Here is a 21638-nt window from a genome sequence, read left to right as displayed (position 1 = left end):
GAGGGTCCTTTTTAAATGGCATTTTCCTGTACGAGCGTCTGGTGGATCAGCTTTGGAACTTCGTCCTTCGGCACGTCGAAGATGATGGAGAGCTCCATATAGAGGATGTTTTCAGCCTGCTCGAGGTAATGAATATCTAGGTCCTCCTTCTTTTCAAATTCTTCTCCATTCGTCCTTTCCAGCGAATGAGACGCACGCCTTCGGGGCGGTGCGCATTTGCAGTTAACCATAATTTACATATAGTTTATATCAAAAATTCCTTTTCGAAAAGTCAGTTTCACACAATTTAATTGCATTTCGTTGTGATGGTGGTGACAGTTTAGGCTGGGGACCCGGAGGGGCGGCAACGGAGTCACAGTACTCCGAGATCGGTGAACTCTAAGCCGTGGCCCCTGCCTGCCGAAGCCGTGATGCCGTCTTCTTGCGAAGAATGGGGGATTTATGTATACTCTACCCTGTTGATGATCATAAAGGAGATTATTATGAACCTGCTTCAGAGTTTATATGCGCGTTACAAGGAAATCGTGCACTACCTGATCGTCGGGGTGCTGACGACCGTGGTGAGTCTCGGGGTCTACTATGGGCTCGTGCTGACGGTGCTGGATCCGGGGAATCCGCTGCTGCTGCAGCTGGCGAATATTCTGTCCTGGGTCGCGGCGGTGACCTTCGCGTATTTTATGAGCCGGAAATTCGTGTTTGAGAGTCACAGTACGAAGATGCGTGCGGAGGCGGCCCGCTTTTACATGTCACGTGTGGGCACACTGCTGCTCGATATGCTGATCATGTTTGTGACGGTGACACTGCTCGGCATGAATGACAAGCTGGCGAAGCTGCTGGTGCAGGTGGTCGTGACGGTGCTGAATTATATTTTCAGTAAGTTTCTCGTGTTTGGGAAGGCGAAGGATGAAGCGCCGTGATGGCCGGAAGCCTGTTCGTTCATACTGTGGATATGAGGATATTGAGGTCTGCATGGCGCCGGAAAAAGACATGCATAAAGGAGCTGTAAGATGGAAAAGCACAGTAAGCAGGGCAGGAGAGCCTGCCTGATCGCGTTTGTCGTCCCGGTCGTGGCGATGATTCTGATTTTTATTTTCCGGGGGATCTTTCCGTTCGGACAGGAAACCTTTCTGCGTACCGATATGTATCATCAGTATGCGCCGTTTTTCTCGGAGTTTCAGTATAAGCTCCATCATGGCGGTTCACTGCTGTACAGCTGGGATGTCGGTCTCGGCATCAATTTCAGCGCGCTCTACGCCTACTATCTCGCGAGCCCGCTGAACTGGCTGCTGCTCCTCTGCCCGAAGGGACTGATCCTCGAGTTCATGACCTATATGATCGTCGTGAAGATCGGGCTCGCAGGTGTTGCGATGTGCTGGTACCTGCGTCGCCGCTTTCCGCAGCAGACACTCGGCTGCAGCTTCATCGCGATTCTGTATGCGCTGTCCGGCTATATCTCTGCGTACAGCTGGAATCTCATGTGGCTCGACTGCATCATCCTGTTTCCACTGATCATGCTGGGGTTCGAACGTCTCGTGCGGGGGGAGAGCGCGATGCTTTATGTGATCGCACTGGGACTCTCGATTCTTTCGAATTACTATATTTCCATCATGACCTGCATCTTCATGGTCATCTACTTCATCTGTCTCAATGTTCTCGAGGGGATCGGAGATGCACGTGTCGTGGGACTTCGTGTCCTGCGCTTCGGGATCTACTCTCTGATCGCGGGCGGACTGGCAGCGGTGACACTGCTGCCGGAGATCTATGCGCTGCAGATGACGGCGTCGAGTGACGTGAACTTCCCGCAGACCGCGACGCAGTACTTCACGATCATCGATATGTTCGCGCGGCATATGCCATTCGTTGAGACGGAGCAGGGCCTCGATCACTGGCCGAACATCTACGCCGGCGCACTCGTGTTCCTGCTGCTGCCGCTGTACTTCATGAACCGGAAAATCGGGCTTCGGGAGAAGATCGTAAACGGCCTCCTGCTCGTTTTCTTCTATCTGAGCTTCAGCGTCAACATCCTGAATTTCATCTGGCATGGCTTCCATTACCCGAATTCACTTCCATGTCGCCAGAGTTTCATATATATTTTCCTTATCCTCGTGCTCTGCTACGAGGCCTGGCTCGATCGGGCAGCCTCCTCTGCGAGGGAGGTCAATGCTTCCTTCGGGATGGCCATCGCGTTTCTCCTCGTCACGCAGAAGGTCGTGACGGATGATGCGATCCACTTCAGTGTGTTCTATCTGAGCGGTCTGTTCGTGCTTCTGTACTACGGCTTCCTCTATACCGAGCGGACACGCACGAAGAGGACACATCGCTGGACGGCCATCGCGATGCTGGTGGTCGTTTCCGTGGAGGCAACCCTCAACATGGCCGTGACCTCGGTGACGACGACCTCACGTACGGCGTATGTCAGTGACAATCAGGATGTCGAAAAGCTCGTGCAGGCCGTTCGTGCAGAGGATGACGGCTTCTACCGCTTCGAGAAGATCACGCGGAAGACGAAGGACGACGGTGCCTGGATGAACTTCCCGAGTGTATCGCTCTTTTCATCGACGGCGTACGCTCACTGCTCGGATTTCTTCAAGCGTATGGGCATGGAGTCCTCGACGAACGCCTACTCGATCACCGGCTCCACGCCGCTCATGAATATGCTGATGTCTGTGAAATACGACATCTACTCCGAGGAACCGCAGGCACCGGGAGAGATGGGACTGAGCTATATCGCGAGCTCCGGTATGACCAGTATCTACCAGACAGAGTTCGCACTGCCGCTCGGCTATATGCTGCCTGGGTCGGCGCTGGATGCCTGGGATACCCATGCCGGCACGCCGGCACTGGCGCAGAACAGTCTGTGCGAGGCCCTCGACTGTGCACCGGTCATGGACAGTGTGCTGGGTGAGTTCTATGACGCGGACTACAGCTTCACGGCTGATCAGGCAGGGGAGTACTATGCCTACGTGAACAACGCGGCGGTGAAGCAGGTAAGCGCGAATTACGGCTACACCGAGAAGAGCTTCAACAATGTCGACCGCGGGTATCTTCTGGAGCTCGGCTATCTTGAGGCTGGCGATACCGTGACCCTGCATAGTAAGACCGAGGGGCAGAGCGTGTCGGCGGATGTATATCGTTTCGATTACAACGCGCTGCGCGCGCTGCAGGATGTGCTGCAGGACGAGAGCCTGGAGCTCACGAGCTGGAAGGATACGAAGCTTTCCGGGACGATCACGACGGAGAAGGGTGGCGTCATGATGACGAGCATCCCGTATGATCCGGGCTGGAAGATCTTCGTGGACGGTGTGGAGACCGACATCACCGAGGTGAAGGATACCTTCCTCGGGGTAGAGCTCACGCCGGGCACGCATACGATCGAACTGCGCTTCATGCCGCAGGGCCTCGTCCTCGGCGGCCTCATCACGGTGCTCAGCCTCGTGATGCTGCTGGCGATCTGGCTGATCACACGGCGCTTCGGACTGCTGAGCGACGGGCTCCGGGAATATGAGGAGCTGACGCAGGAGGATGAAGATGCGGATCCGTCTGCGACCACGGAACATGCGGTCGTAGAGGACGACGAAGCAGCTGTGTTCGAGGAGGAACTTCAGGCGGAGGATGACCTGAATACAGCGGCGCCTGCGGATGGTGACGATGCGACGCCGGAAGCATTGGCAGAGGATACGAACGGAAACGAAGACGATGCGGATCTCGAGATCATCGCAATTCATGAAGAATAAAGGACGGGAAACGTCCGGAGGGGGAAATTATGAAGCTTTGGGGTGGACGATTTACAGAGGCGGAGGATCAGCGGACGGAGGAATTTAACGAGTCGCTGAGCTTCGACAAGCGGATGTACCGGCAGGATATCACGGGCTCGATCGCACATGCGGAGATGCTCGGACGGCAGGGGATCATCTCGCAGGAGGACAGTGCGGCGATCATCGCAGGTCTCAAGGGGATCCTGCAGGATATCGAGGACGGGAAGCTCGTCATCGAGGGTGACGCCGAGGATATCCACAGCTTCGTCGAGGCGGAGCTGACGGAGCGCATCGGGGAGCCGGGGAAGCGTCTGCATACCGGACGGAGCCGGAATGACCAGGTGGCGCTCGACATGAAGATGTATACGCGGGACCACATCGATGAACTGATTGGGCATATGCAGGCGCTGCTTGATACGGTCGAGGGGATCATGGCGGAGAACCGGGCGAGCTATATGCCGGGCTTCACGCATCTCCAGAAGGCCCAGCCGACGACGCTGGCGCACCACATGGGCGCGTACCGTGCGATGTTCCTGCGCGATGTCAGCCGGCTCGGGGATACCAGGGACCGACTCAATGAGTGTCCGCTCGGTGCCGGTGCCTTCGCCGGGACGACTTACCCGCTCGACCGCGACTTCACTGCGCGGAAGCTCGGCTTCCGGAAGCCGACCGAGAACTCGATGGATTCGGTGTCGGATCGTGACTATCTCCTCGAGTACCTCTTCGATCTCGCGACGATCCAGATGCACCTCAGCCGTCTCAGCGAGGAAATCTGCATCTGGAACTCGAACGAGTATAAGTTCGTGAAGATCTCGGACAAGTATTCGACGGGCTCGAGCATCATGCCGCAGAAGAAGAATCCGGATATCGCGGAGCTGATCCGTGGCAAGTCCGGTCGGGTATATGGTGCGCTGATGAGTCTCCTGACGGTGATGAAGGGGCTGCCGCTCGCCTATAATAAGGATATGCAGGAGGATAAGGAGCTCGCGTTCGACGCGATGGATACCGTGCAGAATTCGGTGATTCTCATGAAGGATATGCTGGCGACCATGAGCTGGAACCGGGCGCGGATGGAGGAGTCGGCGAAGCTCGGCTTCACGAATGCGACGGATGTGGCGGATTATCTCGTGCGGAAGGGTGTGCCGTTCCGTACGGCGCATGGCATCGTCGGGGAGCTGGTGCTGCTCTGTGAGCAGAAGGGCTGTGCGCTCGATGATCTGACGATCGATGAGTATCATACAGTATGTGACGAGATCGATCCGGATATCTATGAGGCGATTTCGCTGGAGACCTGTGTGCGGAACCGGAAGACGCTGGGCGCGCCGGGGGCACTGCTCGAAACTACGAATGAATGAAAGAGCCCGGAGGGCCGGCAACAGAAGCACAGTACTGCGAGCTCGGAAAAATCTAAAATTCCACCCCTAAGAAGTACTAGGCCCTCTGCAATCACTGAGTTTTCTTTATGAAAACTCAGCGTTGCAGAGGGTGCTAAGGAAAATCACTCCAAGTACTTCTAAGGGGTGGAATTTTGATTTTTCACGACCTCTTCGTATGGCTTCTGTTGCCGGTCCTCCGGGCCATATTCATTTGCAAGGTGTATATTAATGAGTTATATCAGCCATAATATACATTTGATATGCATAAAAACGGAAATTAATACATTTTTTAATGCATAAATATACAAATTTGCGCTTGCAATCTGTTTTTTGATGGCGTATGATAACGGCATCGTAAATGAGGGGTGCTTCCGGGGATGCGTTTATGCGTCGGGGGCGTTTTATAGAGGAGAAGTGATTATGAGTAATCTGGTACCAAAGAATAACACGCAGGGTGAGAAGGTCGTTCTGGCTTACTCCGGTGGTCTCGATACGACCTGTATCGTGCCGTGGCTGAAGGAGACCTTCGGCTATGAGGTGATCTGCTGCTGTGTCGATGTAGGGCAGGGCAACGAGCTGGATGGTCTGGCAGAGCGTGCGAAGATCTCGGGTGCGTCGAAGCTGTACATCGAGGATATCACTGACGACTTCTGCGACAACTATGTGCTTCCGTGTCTCAAGGCCAATGCGACCTACGAGAACAAGTACCTGCTCGGTACCTCGATGGCGCGTCCAGCGATCGCGAAGAAGCTGGTCGAGATCGCACGGAAGGAGGGCGCGAAGGCGATCTGCCATGGTGCAACCGGTAAGGGAAATGATCAGATTCGTTTCGAGCTGGCCATCAAGGCACTGGCCCCGGATCTTGATATCATCGCTCCGTGGCGTATGACGGATATCTGGACCTTCCAGTCCCGTGAGGATGAGTACAACTACATCAAGTCGAAGGGCATCCCGCTCACCTTCTCCGAGGATAATTCCTACAGCCGTGACCGGAACCTCGTGCATATCTCGCATGAGGGCCTCGAGCTGGAGGATCCGTCTCAGGAGCCGAACTACGATCATATGCTGATGCTGTCGGTGACACCGGAGAAGGCACCGGATCATGATACGGATGTCGAGATCAAGTGGGAGAACGGTGTTCCGGTCGAGCTGAATGGACAGAAGATGACCGTGAAGGAGATCATCCTCGAGCTCAACAAGCTCGGTGGTGAGAACGGGATCGGTATCATCGACATCGTCGAGAACCGTGTCGTCGGCATGAAGAGCCGTGGCGTCTATGAGACCCCGGGTCTTACGATCCTCATGGAGGCACACAAGCAGATCGAGGAGCTGATCCTCGACCGTCAGACCATGGAGTTCAAGAACATGGTGGATGTGAAGTTCTCGCAGGTCGTCTACGAGGGCAAGTGGTTCGATCCGCTTCGTGAGGCACTCGAGGCCTTCGTCCAGAGCACTCAGAAGTATGTGACTGGTACGACGAAGATGAAGCTGTACAAGGGCAACATCATCAAGGCCGGCACGACCTCACCGTACTCACTCTACAACGAGTCACTGGCGTCCTTCACGACGGGCAGCATGTATGATCACCACGATGCCTCCGGCTTCATCACCCTCTTCGGTCTTCCAGAGAAGGTACGTGCGATGAAGCTGCTCGAGGTACAGAATCTTACAAATAACAAGTAATCATCCATTCGGTGGACAGGTGAGGATGAGATTCCGGAAGCATTGACCTGATGACGGAAGGACATCCACCACCTGTCCGCGCAGGATACCGATGGACATAAAACAGATATGAAAAGGGAGTAGTCATGGGAATGATAGCAGTCAAGGGTGGCATCTGTGCTGCCGAGGGGTTTATGGCAGCGGCGACCGCTGCGAAGATCAAGTCGAAGCGTCGGGATGATATGGCGATGATTTTTTCCGAGAAGCCATGCGTCGTGGCCGGTACCTTCACGAGCAACGTGGTGAAGGCGGCACCGGTCCTCTGGGATCGTGAACTGGTCGACAGTGGTCGTCCGGTCCATGCCGCCGTCATCAACTCTGGTATCGCCAATGCCTGCACCGGTCAGATGGGACTGGATATCTGCAAGGAGGAGGCCGACGCGACCGCGGAGGCCTTCGGTCAGGTGATTTCTGCGGATTCCGTGCTGCTGGCATCCACCGGTATCATCGGTCTGCAGCTTCCGATCGAGAAGATGAAAAATGCGATTTCCGAGATGGTACCGAAGCTCGAGGCGAGCGAGGCAGCCGCTACCGCAGCCAGCAAGGCCATCATGACGACCGATACGACGAATAAGGAGTTCGCACTCGAATTCACGATCGGCGGGAAGAAGGTCCACCTCGGCGGTATGACGAAGGGCTCCGGCATGATCCATCCGCAGATGTGCACGATGATCTGCTTCCTGACAACCGATCTCTCGATCACGAAGGAGTTGCTGCAGAAGGCCCTCAGCGAGAACGTCGTTGATACCTTCAACATGATCTCCGTCGATGGCGATACCTCGACGAATGATACCTGCGTGATCCTCGCAAACGGTGCTGCGGAGAATCCGATCATCGATACGGAGGGCGAGGACTATGAGACCTTCAAGACCGCGCTCCTCCAGGTGTCGAAGACCCTGGCACGTGAGATGGCGGCCGATGGGGAGGGTGCATCCCACCTCTTCACGGTTCATGTCACCCAGGCAAAGGACAAGCAGGAGGCCCGGACAATCGCACGTTCTGTCGTTTCCTCGACGCTCACGAAGGCGGCGATCTATGGTCGCGACGCGAACTGGGGCCGTGTGCTCTGCGCGATGGGCTACAGTGGCGCGAGCTTCGACCCGAATAAGGTGAACCTGTATTTCGTCAACGACATCGGAAAGATCGAGGTCTTCCACCAGGGAGTACCGGTCGATTTCGATGAGGATTATGCATCCGAGATCCTCGGCTACCAGGAGGTCACCGCGCTCATCGAGATGCATGAGGGCACAGAGGAGGCCACGGCCTGGGGCTGCGACCTCACCCACGAGTACGTAAACATCAACGCGGATTATAGGAGCTGACATGGAAATCGAGAACAGGATCATGGATAAGGCGGCGACCCTCGTCGAGGCACTGCCATATATTCAGAAATTTCAGGATAAGGTCGTCGTCGTAAAGTACGGCGGATCCGCGATGACGGATGAGAATCTGAAGAAGCATGTCATGCAGGATGTAGCGATCCTGAAGCTGGTCGGCCTGAAGCCGATCATCGTTCATGGCGGCGGCAAGGAAATCTCGAAGTGGATCAGCAGGGTCGGCATGGAGCCGCACTTCGTGAACGGACTCCGCGTGACGGATGAGGATACCATGGAGATCGCCGAGATGGTGCTGAACAAGGTCAACAAGTCCCTGGTGCAGCTCATCAACAACCTCGGTGGCAAGGCCGTCGGTATCTCCGGTAAGGATGGAAATCTCCTGAAGTGCGTGAAGAAGTACTCAAAGGGAGAGGATATCGGCTTCGTCGGCGACATCGTCGGTGTGGATACCACCATCATCGATGATCTTCTGAGCGACGGCTTCATCCCGGTGATCTGTCCGATCGGTTTCGATGAGCGTGGCCAGAGCTACAACATCAACGCGGATGACGCGGCCTGCGCGATCGCGGCAGCGATGCACGCCGAAAAGCTCGCCTTCCTTACGGATGTCGAGGGTGTATATAAGGATTTCAACGATAAGAGCTCCCTCATCACGACGCTTTCCATCGAGCAGGCACAGGAGATGATGGATGCCGGTGAGCTGGTCGGCGGCATGCTGCCGAAGATACAGAACTGCATCGATGCGATGAAGAAGGGTGTAAACCGTGTTCATATCCTCGACGGACGTGTGCCGCACTGTCTGCTCCTCGAGATATTCACGAACCAGGGCATCGGCACGATGATCGAGAAGTCGATCGACGCGTGGTTCTGAAAATTTCAGGGAAGAGGTGCTGTGCATCGTGGCGGAAGTGCCCGTGCGGGCGGGTGCTGTGAGAGTGCATTGGCCGAAACATGCGGCGGATAGACAGATGAGGGGTGAAAAAAATGAAATTTATGGATGATTCCATCGTGAAGGGAAATATCGTGAATGACCGCCTCGTAACGGAGGGCGAGCAGGTACTGTATAAGACCTACAATCGTTTTCCGGTAGCGTTTGATCACGCGAAGGGCGTCGAGCTCTACGATGCGGGCGGACATGCGTACCTCGATTTCGGTGCGGGCATCGCGGTGGCAGGGCTCGGCTATGGCAACACGCTGGTGGACCAGGCGATGAAGGAGCAGATCGACCGGGGGCTGCTGCACACGTCGAATCTCTTCTACAATGAGCCGTCCATCGAGGCGGCGGAGAAGCTGCTTGCGGCGAGCGGAATGGACCGTGTGTTCTTCACGAACTCCGGTACCGAGGCGATCGAGGGCGCGCTGAAGATCGCGCGTCGCTACCACTATAATAAGGGCCGGGCCGGCTGCGAGATCATCGCGATGCAGGGCTCCTTCCACGGTCGTTCCATGGGCGCGCTCAGCGTGACCGGCAAGGATCACTACCGTGCGCCGTTTGAGCCGCTGATCGGAGGTGTGCGCTTCGCAACCTTCAACGATCTCGATTCCGTAAAGGCGCAGATCAATGAAAACACCGGTGCGATCATCATGGAGACGATCCAGGGTGAGGGCGGTATCTATCCGGCGACGGAGGACTTTCTCCGGGGCGTACGGCAGCTCTGCGATGAGCATGATCTGCTGCTGATCCTCGATGAGATCCAGTGTGGCATGGGCCGCTCCGGCGCCATGTTTGCATGGCAGGCCTACGGCGTGAAGCCGGATGTCCTGACGGTGGCGAAGGCCCTCGGAAACGGCGTGCCGATCGGTGCCTTCCTCGCCTGTGGCGAGGCTGCGCATGCGATGCAGCCGGGTGACCACGGCTCCACCTACGGTGGAAATCCGTTTGTCTGCGCCGCGGCATCCGCAGTGCTGGATGTCTTCAAGGAAGCAGATATCCCGGGCCACGCGAAGGCACAGGGTGCGTACCTCTGGAAGGCCCTCGATGAAGTGAAGGCCGCTTTCCCGGAGATGGTGAAGGATCACCGTGGCATGGGCCTGATTCAGGGCCTCGAGATCTCCCCATCCGTACCGGCTGGGGAGATCGTCCGGAAGATGCTGCTCGAGCAGCAGGTCATCCTGATCGCGGCGGAGCACAACACGATTCGTTTCGTGCCGCCACTCGTCATCGAGCATGAGCACATCGACGCAATGAAGGAAAAACTGGAAGCCGTGCTGGCAGAGCTGGCATGAGGCATCGACGATCGAAATGGCATATCGAAGAAGATAGGAATAGAAAGCCCCGGCGGAGCAGTCCGCCGGGGTTTATTTTTGGTATTGCAGGCATGAATTCGGTTCGAATCATGCAACGTGTCTACGGAAATCGTGTCCTGTATAGCATCAGGAGAGGTATTCATCTGCGCTGTCGTCGATCGGTGCGAGCTTCATCTGAAGCTTCGCGGCCTGGACGAGGTGCTTCGCAAGGACAGCAGTAGTGACGGTGCCGACACCACCTGGTACCGGGGTAGCGGCTCCGGCCTTCAGGATGATCTGATCCCAGTCACAGTCGCCGCAGAGATTGCCGGCCTCGTCGACATTGATACCGACGTCGATGACGGTTGCATCCTCCTTCACATAGCCGCTGCTGATGAACTTCGCCTTACCGATGGCCGCTACCAGAATATCCGCACGGCTGGCCACGGCCTTCAGGTCTTCGGTCTTACTGTGGCAGACGGTCACAGTCGCATTCTCCTGGAGCAGCAGCATGCTGAGCGGCTTCCCGACCACCATGGAGCGGCCGATGATGCAGACCTCCTTGCCGGCCATCTCGATCTGATGGCCCTTCAGGATCTCCACGACGGCCTGGGCCGTACATGGTGCGAAGGCATCCGCATCGCCACGCATGACGCCGGCGACGTTTGTGTCGGTGATACCGTCGAGATCCTTCAGCGGATTCATCTTGCGAAGCATCGCTGCCTCGTCGATCTGCTTCGGGAGCGGACGCATCACGAGAATGCCGTGGATCTCCGGATCCTGGTTGATGAAGTCGAAGACCTGCTGAAACTCTTCGTTCGATACGTTTTCCGGAAGCTCATAGTCCTTCGCCTCCAGGCCGAAATCCATGAAGCGCTTCTTGATGCTGCGCTCATAGCTGAGATCGGCCTCCTTGTGGCCGACACGTAGAATCGCCAGCGCCGGCAGGATGCCGTTGTACTGTCCGACGAAGTCCAGGCACTCGCCCTTGATTTGATCTGCGATGATTTTTCCTCTTAATTCCTGCATATATTCACACTTTCTCTCGTTTTATCTGTTTGATTTTCTTCTATAGAGTAGCTCGGGACTTCTACGCGGGGCATGCAGCTGTCTGCTATGAAACAGCCTGCAGGGCTCCGGGCCATCTCTCTTACGAGAAGTCCACCTTGTTCCGGTCGATGCGGTCCAGCTCCGGATCGTACTGCGGCTTCACCTTATCCTCGACCGCCTCGTAGATCAGACGACTCTTCGCGCGACCATCCATGAGCAGCTTTCGGGCGTATTCATTGAGCTCGATCATACGGTTCTGATTCTTCATCATCTTCGTGTTGATGTAGACATTCATCACCGCGCCCTCGAGGGCGGTGCCGAGATAAGCAGCGGCCACACCGACGTCACTCTGCATGAGCTTCGAGCCATGCGCCTCCAGCTCGCCGAGATAGTCGAGCGCTTCACAGACCCGCTCCATCACCTTGATCGGTGTCATGGATGCGGTGCTCAGGCAGGTTTCCAGGGTCGTCTCCTTGAAGTCCTTCTCCTCCGGCGTACTGTCCGGGAGGCCATAGGCCTGACTGAGCGGCAGGAACACCTTCTCATCCTCGTCGGAGAGCGCCAGGAAGGCCTCACGCAGCTTCGCGAGCCGCGCCTCGATGTCCCGGATGCGCGGCTCAACCTCCGCATATGTTTTCTTCCCGATGGTGAATGCACAGACCATCATGCCGAGGCTTACACCATAGGCACCGGCCAGCGCACTCGCGCCTCCACCGCCCGGCACGGATTCCCGCGCACCTAATCGCTCCAGATATGTCCGAATCGTCGTCTCCCCTGATGTCATCGTATGTTCCTTCTTTCTCGTGATTCTTCGATGTCATAATACTCGATTTTTTCGCAAAAGAAAACCCTGTGATTCAGCAAGGGGCCCCGGCTTGATTTTACACGATCTCTCCGTATGGCATATGTTGCCGCCCGTCGGGCCCTTGCTGAGCGTCCTGTCCCGTGCTATAATGACGAAGTTTAATAAAAGTACACGGGGGTGTCGGTCAGAACCGGCTGAGATGGGAACTGTGCGTTCCGGACCCTGGAAACCTGATTTGGATCATGCCAACGTAGGGAGATGGGCTTTTTGCACGCGTATTCCAGGCTGTCCGATCGGGCAGCCTTTTTTGTTTGTGATTTGAAAGAAACACAATTATGAATAGAGATTTACTTCGATTATATGCGATCACCGATCGGCACTGCCTGAAGCAGTCTTCGACCTCCGAAACAGAGGCACTGGCCATGGCTGTCGAGCAGGCGATCCTCGGTGGTGCGACCATGGTGCAGTTCCGTGAAAAGGAACTTACGGGCGCGCGGCTCGAGCAGGACGCGCGGGCCGTACAGGCGGTCTGCCGGAAGCATGGGGTACCGTTCATCATGAACAACGATGTCGACCTCGCGCAGAAGCTGGACGCCGACGGCGTGCATGTCGGGCAGAGTGATCTGCCGGCGGCGGAAGCCCGTCGTCGCCTCGGTCCGGCGAAGATCATCGGCGTAACCGCGCGGACGGTGGCGGAGGCGCAGGCAGCGGAAGCGGCCGGCGCGGATTACCTCGGCTCCGGCGCGGTGTTCGGCACGAGCACGAAGCTCGATGCGAAGACGATGCCGCTCGAGACCTTCCGGGTCATCACGGCGTCGGTTCAGATTCCGGTCGTGGCCATCGGCGGGATCAGTGCGGCCAATGCAGGCGCCCTGAAAGCCCATGGCGCTGCGGGACTCGCCGTCGTCAGCAGTCTCTTCGGCGCAGCGGACATCACGGAAGCGGCGCGGACGCTGCGGGCGATCGCAGATGACCTCGTCACCGATCGGTGACGAGGCGTCCGACAGAAGAGCAGCGGTTTCGCTTTCTGACTGGAAGAATATCTGATCTCTGCATGGACAGTGGCAGACGTTCCGACGGACACTTTTAACGGTTTGACCGCGCTAAGCGTTCAAATACATCACAGCGGCAGGTTGGGGGCACCACCTCAGGTCGCTATACAAAATTAATGCGTGTGGAGGAGTACTATGTATACAGCATTAACAATCGCAGGAAGTGACTCCTGTGGAGGCGCCGGCATCCAGGCAGATATCAAGACAATGCTCGCAAATCATGTGTATGCGATGAGCGCGATTACGGCATTGACTGCCCAGAATACGACCGGTGTAAAGAGTATCATGGAGTCGACGCCTGATTTCCTGAAGGATCAGCTCGATATGATTTTTACGGATATCTATCCGGATGCAGTGAAAACGGGAATGGTTTCCTCTGGTAGCCTCATCGAGGTAATCGCAGAAAGACTCACATTCTACAAGGCCAGAAACATCGTGGTGGACCCGGTGATGATCGCCACCAGCGGGGCGAAGCTGATCAGTGACGACGCGGTCGATACACTGAAGTCGAAGCTGCTGCCGCTTGCGACGGTGATCACACCGAACATTCCGGAGAGTGAGGTGCTGTCCGGGATGACGATTCGCAGTTCCGCGGATATGGTGGAAGCGGCGAAGCGGATCCACGCAGCGTTCGGCTGTGCCGTGCTTACGAAGGGCGGCCACAGCCTGGACGATGCGAATGATGTGCTCGTGCATGGAGAGCAGGTGACCTGGTTCCACGGCAGACGAATCGAGAATTCGAACACGCACGGAACCGGTTGCACGCTGTCCTCAGCGATCGCGTCGAATCTGGCCAAGGGATATGATCTCGAAACATCCGTACAGTACGCGAAGAACTATATCTCCGGCGCACTGAATGCGATGCTGGATCTCGGAAAGGGCAGCGGTCCGATGGACCACGGCTTCAGGATCCAGGGCGATTATTCGGCATCTGTCTGAGCCGCTGACCCGCGAAGCAGCAAAACGACCTCGGTGGAGGTCCGGCTGCAGGCGGTCAGATCTCAGGCAGTTAAGAACACGGCCTCGTAAGGCGGTGAGGTGAACCTTCCTTCGGCGATGCTTAGATTGTAAAAGGAGATTCATGATGCGTAACGAAAATTCTGCTGCGGCAAGCGTAGCAACCACAAGTGTAAACACGAAGAAGCTGGCCCTCGCGGCTGTATTTGCCGCCATCGCGGTGGTTGGCTCGACCTTTTCTGTGCCGGTTTTCGGCTCGAAGTGTGCGCCGGTACAGCACCTCGTCAATGTGCTGTGCGCGGTATTTCTCGGCCCGGCCTACGGCGTGGCAGCGGCGTTCATCGCCAGTGTCATCCGAAATCTGATGGGCCTCGGCTCGTTGCTTGCGTTCCCGGGCTCCATGTGCGGTGCCTTCCTGTCTGGCTATCTTTATAAGAAGCTTCGGAAGCTTCCGGCAGCCTATGTCGGCGAGATCTTCGGCACCGGCATCATCGGTGGCATCCTGTCCTACCCGATCGCAGCCTTCATCATGGGCAACACGAAGGCGGCCGTCTTCACCTTCGTCGTTCCGTTCCTGGTGAGCACCTGCGGCGGTACCCTGATCGCGGTGATCATCACCGTAGCGCTGAGCCAGACCGGCTTCCTCGAGCGTGCGAAGGAAATGCTGAAGTGAGGATGTGAAAATGAGCGACGAGCGCTTTCAATATCAGATATATACATGGATGGACGCGATTCAGCGCACCGCGCCCCTCGTGCACTCCATCACGAATTATGTGACGGTCAACGACTGCGCGAACGCCCTGCTTGCGATCGGTGCGCGCCCGGTCATGTCGCATGATCCGCGGGAGGCGGCGGAAATCACCCGCGGCAGTCAGGCGCTGGAGCTGAACCTCGGCGCCACGGAATACCTCGATGCGATGTTCCTGAGCGGACAGGCGGCGCGGGAAAAGGGCATCCCGCGGGTCATCGATCCCGTGGGGATCTCCGGCTCGACCTTCCGACGCGAAGCGCTCCACCGTATGCTCTCTGAGCTGCAGCCGACGGCTATCCGCGGAAACTACTCGGAGATCCACGCACTCCTCGCCGGTACAGACACCGGCACGGGCGTGGATGCGGTCGTTGATGCAGCGCATCCGGCACTTTCCAGGGACGCACTGGCACAGGGGATGCAGAACTACCTCCGTACGCTTGCGTTTCCGATGATCCTCGTGGCATCCGGCCGGGAGGACATCGTCGCTTCACGGGATGCACTCTGCTTCGTGAGGAATGGCAGTCCGCGCATGTCGCGCGTGACCGGCACCGGCTGCATGGCGACCGAGCTGCTCGCTGCCTTCCTGGCGGTGGCATCCGGCGAGGCGGCCTTCCACGCGGCGGTAGTCGCTACCGCATTTATGGGCATCGTCGGTGAAATCGCAGAGGAGACGGCCCCACGCGGCAGTGGAAGCTACCACATCGCACTCATCGACGCACTGTCGACCATGACCGCAGAGGATATTGCTGGCAGGATTTCAGTCGGAGAAGCCTGATCTGGCCCCGAGTGATAAAGAAAAAACTCGCCTTCGGGCGAGTTTTTTTGTGACGGAATGCATATCTGAGATTTATTAAAAGCATGGACAGGCGCCGATTTTTGATGGCTTCTTGTATTTCTTCGGCGGTTCGTGTAGAATCAGTGTATCTGACAAATAGGTGTCGATCACGGGCAGATTTCTTCTGTCCGGTTCTCAAAATTTAAAACTTCATAATGCACGCATGGCATCACCATGCGTGCAGAAGCTGCGTCTTCGGCTGGATAAAACTGCAAAGAAAAAAGAGCGCCGCGGTATGCGACACTCTTTATCGTGGACTATATATACGGCGTAAAGGCCTTGGATAGAACAGCACATCCGTCGGCCGGTCGATCCGTACTTTGTACGGTGTAAAGGTCTTTAAAGATATCCCGCAGAGGCATTTCTACGCTGCATGAAGTCGGGTGAACCGATGGTGGATAAGCAGAACAGGATATCGTGTCACTGCAGTGCACTGCGCTTCGTGCGCTGGATGGCAGTGGACATCGCCGGGATCGAAAGGATGATCAGGGTGATGACCGCCTCTGCACCGATGTAGATGAGATTATAGACCGCAGAGTAGGCTGCCGGATTCCAGCCCTCCCAGGCATACTCACCGAAGAATACCCAGCCGCTCAGAAAGGCGAAGACGTATCTTCCGATGCAGGCAGCGATGTAGCCGAGGCGAAGACCGTTCTTATGGCTTGCGAAGAAACCGGAAATACCGAATGCACCGAAGGCGAACACATAATCGAGGATCGCCTGTACCGGTGTCAGTACGTATGGGTCAATGATGAACTGCAGGATACCATAGGCTACACCCGCCGCGATGCCGATCGCCGGACCGAAAAAGAAGCCAGGCAGCATCGCGAAGAGCATCGAGCACAGGGTGATGGAGCCACCGGTCGGGAACTCAAACACCTTGATCATCGAGGTGACCGTCGCAAGTGCGATGCATACCGCACAGTAAACCAGAACCTTGACATTTTTTGACATAAAAAAACCTCCTTTGAATCGCACGGATCATCCGTGACTTGGCCAGGAGGGGCAGAATATAGACAGCAGAAAAATGCTGTCATGCTTCCCTACGCAGGTACTGACCTGATCAGGTGAGAAGGGTTGGTTCTATGAAGAATCCTCTCAGCATAAGCGCCCCTAGCAATCAAGCACCATTATAAAACAGAGGAAAGTCATGTCAATAGCGGATATGCACGATCAAACGACGAAGATGTAGAAGTTTGTAACAGTTCCGGCAGGGGCCTGGAGGGGCGGTAACATGAAGATTTCGGCAACATTGCACAGACAGTGGGATTAACGAAAGGACGTTGTGGGAGGAGGACAGCGTGTCTTTGAAATGTGGAAAACAGAAAGGAACAGAGATGGGAAATTATCCGCTGACTGCGAAAGAGCAGCATAAACGAAAAGAAAAACTGGCAAAAATCCGCCAGACCGTGATGATCATCCTTATGGCAATCGCCGGCCTCTATTATATGACCGTTGAGCGTGGCCAGGTGACGAATGCAGCGATCATGACGAACGTGGACGAATCAACAGTGAAAACAAATAGAAATCAAGATAAAGAAGTACAGGAAACGAAGTTCAAAATCGAGAGCTATCTACAGCCGGAGACGACAGACGATGAAACATGCCAGACCATCCTACAGGAAATTGAAACGCCGATGGAAAGCCAGGTGGAATCGACAGAAAAAACTTTGCCTGATGCAAACCAGATCACGCAGATCATACCGAGCACTGCTGTGAACGTAACAGATGCTTCGATGATGGTAACGCAGACGGAATCGGCCGCTGATCCAACGGTGGTGCCGGTTGAAGACAAACGCGTGAACCTGAACACCGCCACTCTGGAAGAACTCGACGCACTCCCCGGCGTCGGCCCCTCCACTGCCAAAAACATCATCGCTTACCGCGAAACCCACGGCGGTTTCGCCGCTCCGGAAGAAATCATGAACGTGAAACGGATCGGCGAGAAGACCTTTGATAAGCTGAAGGCACATATTACTGTTTAAAATCATATAAAACTGCTACAATCGAGATAAGTTGACAGGATGCATAAAATATGTTTTTACATTGGTTTTATGCATGTTTTGTGGTATCATGTTCCCATAGTTTAGTCTTAATTCTCGGATTATGCCCGGGTGCAGTACATACGGAGGTTCTATATGGAACAGAATGAAGAGAGAGCAACACATGTTGTATATGAGAAGGATGAGCATGGTCAGATCGTCATCGCGGATGAGGTCGTCGCGATCATCGCAGGCATCGCAGCGACCGAGGTAAAGGGTGTCGATTCCATGTATGGCGGCTGGTCCGGCGAGATCATCTCCAGAATGGGTATCCGCGACCTCAGTAAGGGCGTAAGCATCAGCATCGAGGATGGGCACGTTTCCGTGAAGCTGAGCCTGAACGTAAGGTACGGTTACTCCATCCCGGATGTATCGAGAAACGTACAGGATAAGGTCGCTTCGGCCATCGAGTCCATGACCGGTCTCAGTGTGCTGGATGTCAACATCCGCATCGCCGGTGTGGTCAATGCTGAGAACGAGTGAGTTGAAATAAAGTATAGGTAAGGAAATCATGAATAAACGAGAAGAAAGAGATCATAAGTTTAAGCTCCTGTTCTGCACACAGTTCTACCCTGGGCAGGAGATTCCGGAGCAGCTCGCACGCTATTTCGAGTCCCCGGATTACGAGGATGGCGATGGCGTCGTGCACATCGAGAATCTGAGCGAGGAGGACCAGCAGCGTCTGGAGGCGGAGGTGGAGAAGATCACCGCAAAGCTCCCGGAGCTGGATGCGCGTATCGATTCCGCTGCCGAGGGCTGGAAGACCGATCGTATGACGAAGACCGACCTGACGGCGATTCGTCTCGCACTTTATGAGATCGAGTATGACGAGACGGTCCCGGACAGGGTAGCCATCAACGAGGCGGTCGAGCTCGCGAAGAAGTATGGTGGCGACGAGTCCGGCTCCTTCGTCAATGGTGTCCTGGCACGTCTTGTGAACAGCGACCGCGTATCGACGCGAAGCGTGAAGGCACCACGTAAGCAGCAGGGTGAGCTCACGGAGAAGAAGACTGCCGGTAAGGGCGTTCAGATCATCGTGAACCGCAACAGATAAGAATAAAGGATTCCTATGAATAAAGACAGTCGTGCATATACTGTGTCCCAGGTGAACCGATATATCGCAAACATGTTTTCATCGGATTTCGCACTGAAAAATATCACGATCCAGGGTGAGATTTCAAACCTGAAATACCATCCGACCGGGCATATTTACTTTACACTGAAGGACGCAGCTTCGCAGATCTCCGGTATCATGTTTGCCGGTGACCGTGCGGGGCTTCCGTTTAAATTGGAGAATGGCATGCGCGTACTCTGTACGGGCAGTGTCGGCGTCTATGAGCGTGGCGGCAGCTATCAGATCTACGCGAAGCGCTTCATGGCGGATGGGATCGGAGATCTCTACATCCGTTTCGAGCAGCTGAAAAAGGAGCTCGAGGAGATGGGACTCTTCGATCCGATGTATAAGAAGCCGATCCCGAAGTATGCGCAGCGGATCGGTGTCGTGACCGCGAAAACCGGCGCAGCTGTCCGCGATATCATCCAGATCTCGAAACGACGGAATCCATATGTGGAGATCGTCCTCTACCCGGCACTGGTGCAGGGGGAGGGGGCGGTTCCGTCTATCGTACATGGGATACGGACACTGGACCAGCTGGGCCTCGACGTGCTGATCGTCGGACGTGGCGGTGGCTCCATCGAGGACCTGTGGGCGTTTAACGAAGAGCCCGTGGCCCGGGCGATCTTCGAGGCGGATACCCCGATCATCAGCGCGGTCGGCCATGAAACGGATACGACCATCGCAGATTATGTCGCGGATCTCCGTGCACCGACCCCGAGTGCAGGCGCGGAGCTTGCGGTCTTCGACTATCAGAAGCTGATGGAGGAGATGGCAGGCTGGCATGCGACCCTTGGGAGCGTGATGAACGAGCGCATACAGGATGAGCGTCAGCGGCTCGCGATGGAGAAGCTGCGGCTCAACCAGTTGAGCCCTGGCAGCATCCTGAAGGAGTACCAGAAGCGGAGCCTTCAGTACGAGACGCAGCTCCGCGATGCGATGCGGGAGAAGCTGCAGGACGCGAAGGACCGTGCACGCCGCTATGACGGCTTACGCACAGAGATGAAGACACAGCTGCAGCAGGCGAAGGACCGGCTGGCGGGCTACAGCGGCCTCCGGGAGCAGATGCTTCAGCGACTGCACGACGCGAAGGAGCAGCTGCACCGCTACGATGCGCTGCCGATGTGGATGACGCAGACACTGGACCGCGCCCGTCATGGGCTTGCGCTCCGGACCGAAAAGCTCGAGGCCGTGAGTCCGCTTCGGAAGCTGAGCAGTGGCTACGGCTATGTGCAGGATGTCGAGGGACATCGCGTGGACTCGGTCGGAAAGCTGGCGGTCGGTGAGCTGATTACGACGCAGCTTCAGGACGGAAGCTTCCGGAGTCGGGTGGAGCAGATCACGACGACGAAGTAAATTCGGAAAGGATAGTTATGCCGGTGAAAAAGAGTGCGGCAGCCGCCGCAGAAAAAGAAAAGGAACAGAAGCCTCTCCAGGAGGTGTTTGCAGAGCTTGACGAGCTCGTCGAGAAGATGAGCCGTGAGGAGAGTCTCGAGAAGACCTTCGATATGTATCAGAAGGGCGTGACGCTTCTCCGGAGTGCAAATGACAGTATCGATCGAATCGAAAAACAGGTAAAGGTGCTGGATGATGAAGGATTTCTCTCTTGAACTGAAAACGACAGTCGCGGAGGTCGACGCGATCGTCCTCGCGCAGCTCCCGAAGGTGGAGGGACAGCAGAAGACCGTGCTGGAGGCGATGCAGTATTCCGTGACCGCCGGCGGAAAGCGGATCCGTCCGATCCTCGTGAAGAAGTGCTATGCGCTCTACAAGGACCGAAAGGACGCCGGCTGGGACCGCTTTATGAAGCCGATCGTCGAGGCCTTCATGGGGGCGATCGAGATGATCCATACCTTCTCGCTCTGCCATGATGACCTTCCGTGCATGGACGGGGATCAGTATCGTCGTGGTCAGGAATCGACCTGGTATAGGTTCGGCGAGGACATGGGCACCCTTGCAGGGGATGCACTCTCCCTCTATGCTTTTCAGCGGGTGACGGAGGTGTATCTCCGCCAGCTTTCCCGTGCGGCCGTGACCGGTGGCGTGGACAGCCCGGATGAATCCTCGAAGTTTGCAAACGCCGTACTGAAGGCGACGGCTATCCTCGCCGGAAAGTCCGGTGTCGATGGCATGCTCGGCGGTCAGACCGTCGACGTCGAGATGACCGGAAAGCCGCTCAGTGAGCCGCAGCTTCAGTTTGTGTATGAGCTGAAGACCGGGGCACTGCTGGAGGCCGCCATGATGATGGGCGCGGTTCTCGGAGGTGCATCGCAGATGGAGCTTCGGCGGCTCGAAGGCATCGCCCGCAGCATCGGTGTGGCCTTTCAGATCGAGGATGATATCCTCGACGAGACGAGCACACAGGAGGTGCTGGGGAAGCCGATCCACTCGGACGAGGAAAACAACAAGACGACCTGGGTGTCGATTCACGGACTCGAGGCGGCCCAGGCCGAGGTGCAGCGTCTCTCGGAGGAAGCCATCGAGGGACTGAAGAGCCTTTCGGAGGTCGATGAAGACGCCCGTCAGTTCCTCATCGCACTCACCGAAGAGCTGATTCATCGGAAAAAGTAAAAAGGAGAATGCGTTCACAGGCGGACGTGGCAGCAGGACGCTGCA

The 21638-nt window shown here is 56.2% G+C and carries 21 protein-coding genes and 2 riboswitches; of the genes, 17 read left to right on the top strand and 4 right to left on the bottom strand.

The window, feature by feature from the left end; translation table 11 throughout:
• Nucleotides 1-11: 11 nt before the first annotated feature.
• Nucleotides 12-230 carry a hypothetical protein gene (locus ACTNC3_RS00275; RefSeq protein WP_410042538.1) on the bottom strand — a complete coding sequence of 73 codons (219 nt, stop codon included), beginning with the start codon at nt 228-230 and terminating at the stop codon, nt 12-14.
• A gap of 252 nt (nt 231-482) precedes the next feature.
• On the opposite strand from ACTNC3_RS00275, the gene ACTNC3_RS00270 reads away from it, so the two are divergent.
• The 7 genes from ACTNC3_RS00270 to ACTNC3_RS00240 all read left to right on the top strand — a co-directional run bounded on the left by ACTNC3_RS00270 (nt 483) and on the right by ACTNC3_RS00240 (nt 10416).
• Nucleotides 483-917 (top strand): GtrA family protein, encoded by a 435-nt coding sequence (locus ACTNC3_RS00270; RefSeq protein WP_410042539.1) that lies wholly within the window; start codon nt 483-485, stop codon nt 915-917.
• A gap of 90 nt (nt 918-1007) precedes the next feature.
• Nucleotides 1008-3734, top strand: a complete 2727-nt coding sequence (locus tag ACTNC3_RS00265) for a YfhO family protein (protein ID WP_441226088.1) — start codon at nt 1008-1010, stop codon at nt 3732-3734.
• Between the two features lie 29 nt (nt 3735-3763).
• On the top strand, nt 3764-5110 hold the full coding sequence (argH, locus tag ACTNC3_RS00260; protein WP_410042541.1) for an argininosuccinate lyase: 1347 nt from the start codon (nt 3764-3766) through the stop codon (nt 5108-5110).
• A gap of 441 nt (nt 5111-5551) precedes the next feature.
• Complete coding sequence (locus ACTNC3_RS00255) at nt 5552-6814, top strand: argininosuccinate synthase (protein WP_441226087.1); 1263 nt, start codon at nt 5552-5554, stop codon at nt 6812-6814.
• Between the two features lie 131 nt (nt 6815-6945).
• A complete protein-coding gene (argJ, locus tag ACTNC3_RS00250) occupies nt 6946-8175 on the top strand; it encodes a bifunctional glutamate N-acetyltransferase/amino-acid acetyltransferase ArgJ (RefSeq protein ID WP_410042604.1) in 1230 nt (409 codons plus the stop codon).
• A gap of 1 nt (nt 8176) precedes the next feature.
• Nucleotides 8177-9061, top strand: a complete 885-nt coding sequence (gene argB / locus ACTNC3_RS00245; protein WP_410042543.1) for an acetylglutamate kinase — start codon at nt 8177-8179, stop codon at nt 9059-9061.
• Between the two features lie 149 nt (nt 9062-9210).
• Complete coding sequence (locus tag ACTNC3_RS00240; protein WP_441226215.1) at nt 9211-10416, top strand: aspartate aminotransferase family protein; 1206 nt, start codon at nt 9211-9213, stop codon at nt 10414-10416.
• A gap of 147 nt (nt 10417-10563) precedes the next feature.
• On the opposite strand, the gene ACTNC3_RS00235 is transcribed toward ACTNC3_RS00240, so the two are convergent.
• Nucleotides 10564-11445, bottom strand: a complete 882-nt coding sequence (locus ACTNC3_RS00235) for a bifunctional 5,10-methylenetetrahydrofolate dehydrogenase/5,10-methenyltetrahydrofolate cyclohydrolase (RefSeq protein WP_410042544.1) — start codon at nt 11443-11445, stop codon at nt 10564-10566.
• A 121-nt stretch (nt 11446-11566) separates the two neighbouring features.
• Complete coding sequence (locus ACTNC3_RS00230; protein ID WP_441226086.1) at nt 11567-12250, bottom strand: cyclodeaminase/cyclohydrolase family protein; 684 nt, start codon at nt 12248-12250, stop codon at nt 11567-11569.
• A gap of 184 nt (nt 12251-12434) precedes the next feature.
• Nucleotides 12435-12546: riboswitch (TPP riboswitch) on the top strand.
• A gap of 60 nt (nt 12547-12606) precedes the next feature.
• Between ACTNC3_RS00230 and thiE the strand changes: the two genes are divergently transcribed.
• The 4 genes from thiE (at nt 12607) to thiM (ending at nt 15806) form a co-directional block, all read left to right on the top strand.
• Nucleotides 12607-13263: a thiamine phosphate synthase gene (gene thiE, locus ACTNC3_RS00225; protein WP_441226085.1), complete on the top strand. Its 657-nt coding sequence runs from the start codon at nt 12607-12609 to the stop codon at nt 13261-13263.
• 195 nt (nt 13264-13458) lie between these two features.
• The gene (thiD, locus tag ACTNC3_RS00220) at nt 13459-14262 is read left to right on the top strand and encodes a bifunctional hydroxymethylpyrimidine kinase/phosphomethylpyrimidine kinase (RefSeq protein WP_410042547.1); all 804 of its coding nucleotides are present in this window, start codon (nt 13459-13461) and stop codon (nt 14260-14262) included.
• A gap of 145 nt (nt 14263-14407) precedes the next feature.
• Nucleotides 14408-14953, top strand: a complete 546-nt coding sequence (thiW, locus tag ACTNC3_RS00215; protein ID WP_410042548.1) for an energy coupling factor transporter S component ThiW — start codon at nt 14408-14410, stop codon at nt 14951-14953.
• 10 nt (nt 14954-14963) lie between these two features.
• Nucleotides 14964-15806, top strand: coding sequence for a hydroxyethylthiazole kinase (thiM, locus tag ACTNC3_RS00210; protein WP_441226084.1), 843 nt, complete (start codon nt 14964-14966; stop codon nt 15804-15806).
• Between the two features lie 480 nt (nt 15807-16286).
• Here thiM and thiT read toward each other — a convergent pair whose 3' ends face one another.
• The gene (gene thiT, locus ACTNC3_RS00205; RefSeq protein ID WP_410042550.1) at nt 16287-16820 is read right to left on the bottom strand and encodes an energy-coupled thiamine transporter ThiT; all 534 of its coding nucleotides are present in this window, start codon (nt 16818-16820) and stop codon (nt 16287-16289) included.
• A gap of 69 nt (nt 16821-16889) precedes the next feature.
• Nucleotides 16890-16991: riboswitch (TPP riboswitch) on the bottom strand.
• A gap of 212 nt (nt 16992-17203) precedes the next feature.
• Between thiT and ACTNC3_RS00200 the strand changes: the two genes are divergently transcribed.
• The 6 genes from ACTNC3_RS00200 to ACTNC3_RS00175 all read left to right on the top strand — a co-directional run bounded on the left by ACTNC3_RS00200 (nt 17204) and on the right by ACTNC3_RS00175 (nt 21593).
• On the top strand, nt 17204-17851 hold the full coding sequence (locus ACTNC3_RS00200; protein WP_410042551.1) for a ComEA family DNA-binding protein: 648 nt from the start codon (nt 17204-17206) through the stop codon (nt 17849-17851).
• 153 nt (nt 17852-18004) lie between these two features.
• A complete protein-coding gene (locus tag ACTNC3_RS00195; RefSeq protein ID WP_410042552.1) occupies nt 18005-18391 on the top strand; it encodes an Asp23/Gls24 family envelope stress response protein in 387 nt (128 codons plus the stop codon).
• Nucleotides 18392-18419: 28 nt separating this feature from the next.
• Entirely contained in the window at nt 18420-18962 is a 543-nt protein-coding gene (gene nusB / locus ACTNC3_RS00190; protein WP_410042553.1) for a transcription antitermination factor NusB, read from the top strand.
• 15 nt (nt 18963-18977) lie between these two features.
• Nucleotides 18978-20378, top strand: coding sequence for an exodeoxyribonuclease VII large subunit (gene xseA, locus ACTNC3_RS00185; protein WP_441226083.1), 1401 nt, complete (start codon nt 18978-18980; stop codon nt 20376-20378).
• Between the two features lie 17 nt (nt 20379-20395).
• Entirely contained in the window at nt 20396-20632 is a 237-nt protein-coding gene (locus ACTNC3_RS00180) for an exodeoxyribonuclease VII small subunit (RefSeq protein ID WP_410042555.1), read from the top strand.
• The gene (locus ACTNC3_RS00175; protein ID WP_441226082.1) at nt 20610-21593 is read left to right on the top strand and encodes a polyprenyl synthetase family protein; all 984 of its coding nucleotides are present in this window, start codon (nt 20610-20612) and stop codon (nt 21591-21593) included. The genes ACTNC3_RS00180 and ACTNC3_RS00175 overlap by 23 nt, the downstream gene beginning before the upstream one ends.
• Nucleotides 21594-21638 lie beyond the last annotated feature (45 nt).

This window comes from Oribacterium sp. HCP3S3_B9, assembly GCF_052064255.1.
Taxonomy (GTDB): Bacteria; Bacillota; Clostridia; order Lachnospirales; family Lachnospiraceae; genus Oribacterium.
Note: the sequence above shows the minus strand (reverse complement) of the source record. Positions and strands in the feature narration are given on the sequence as shown.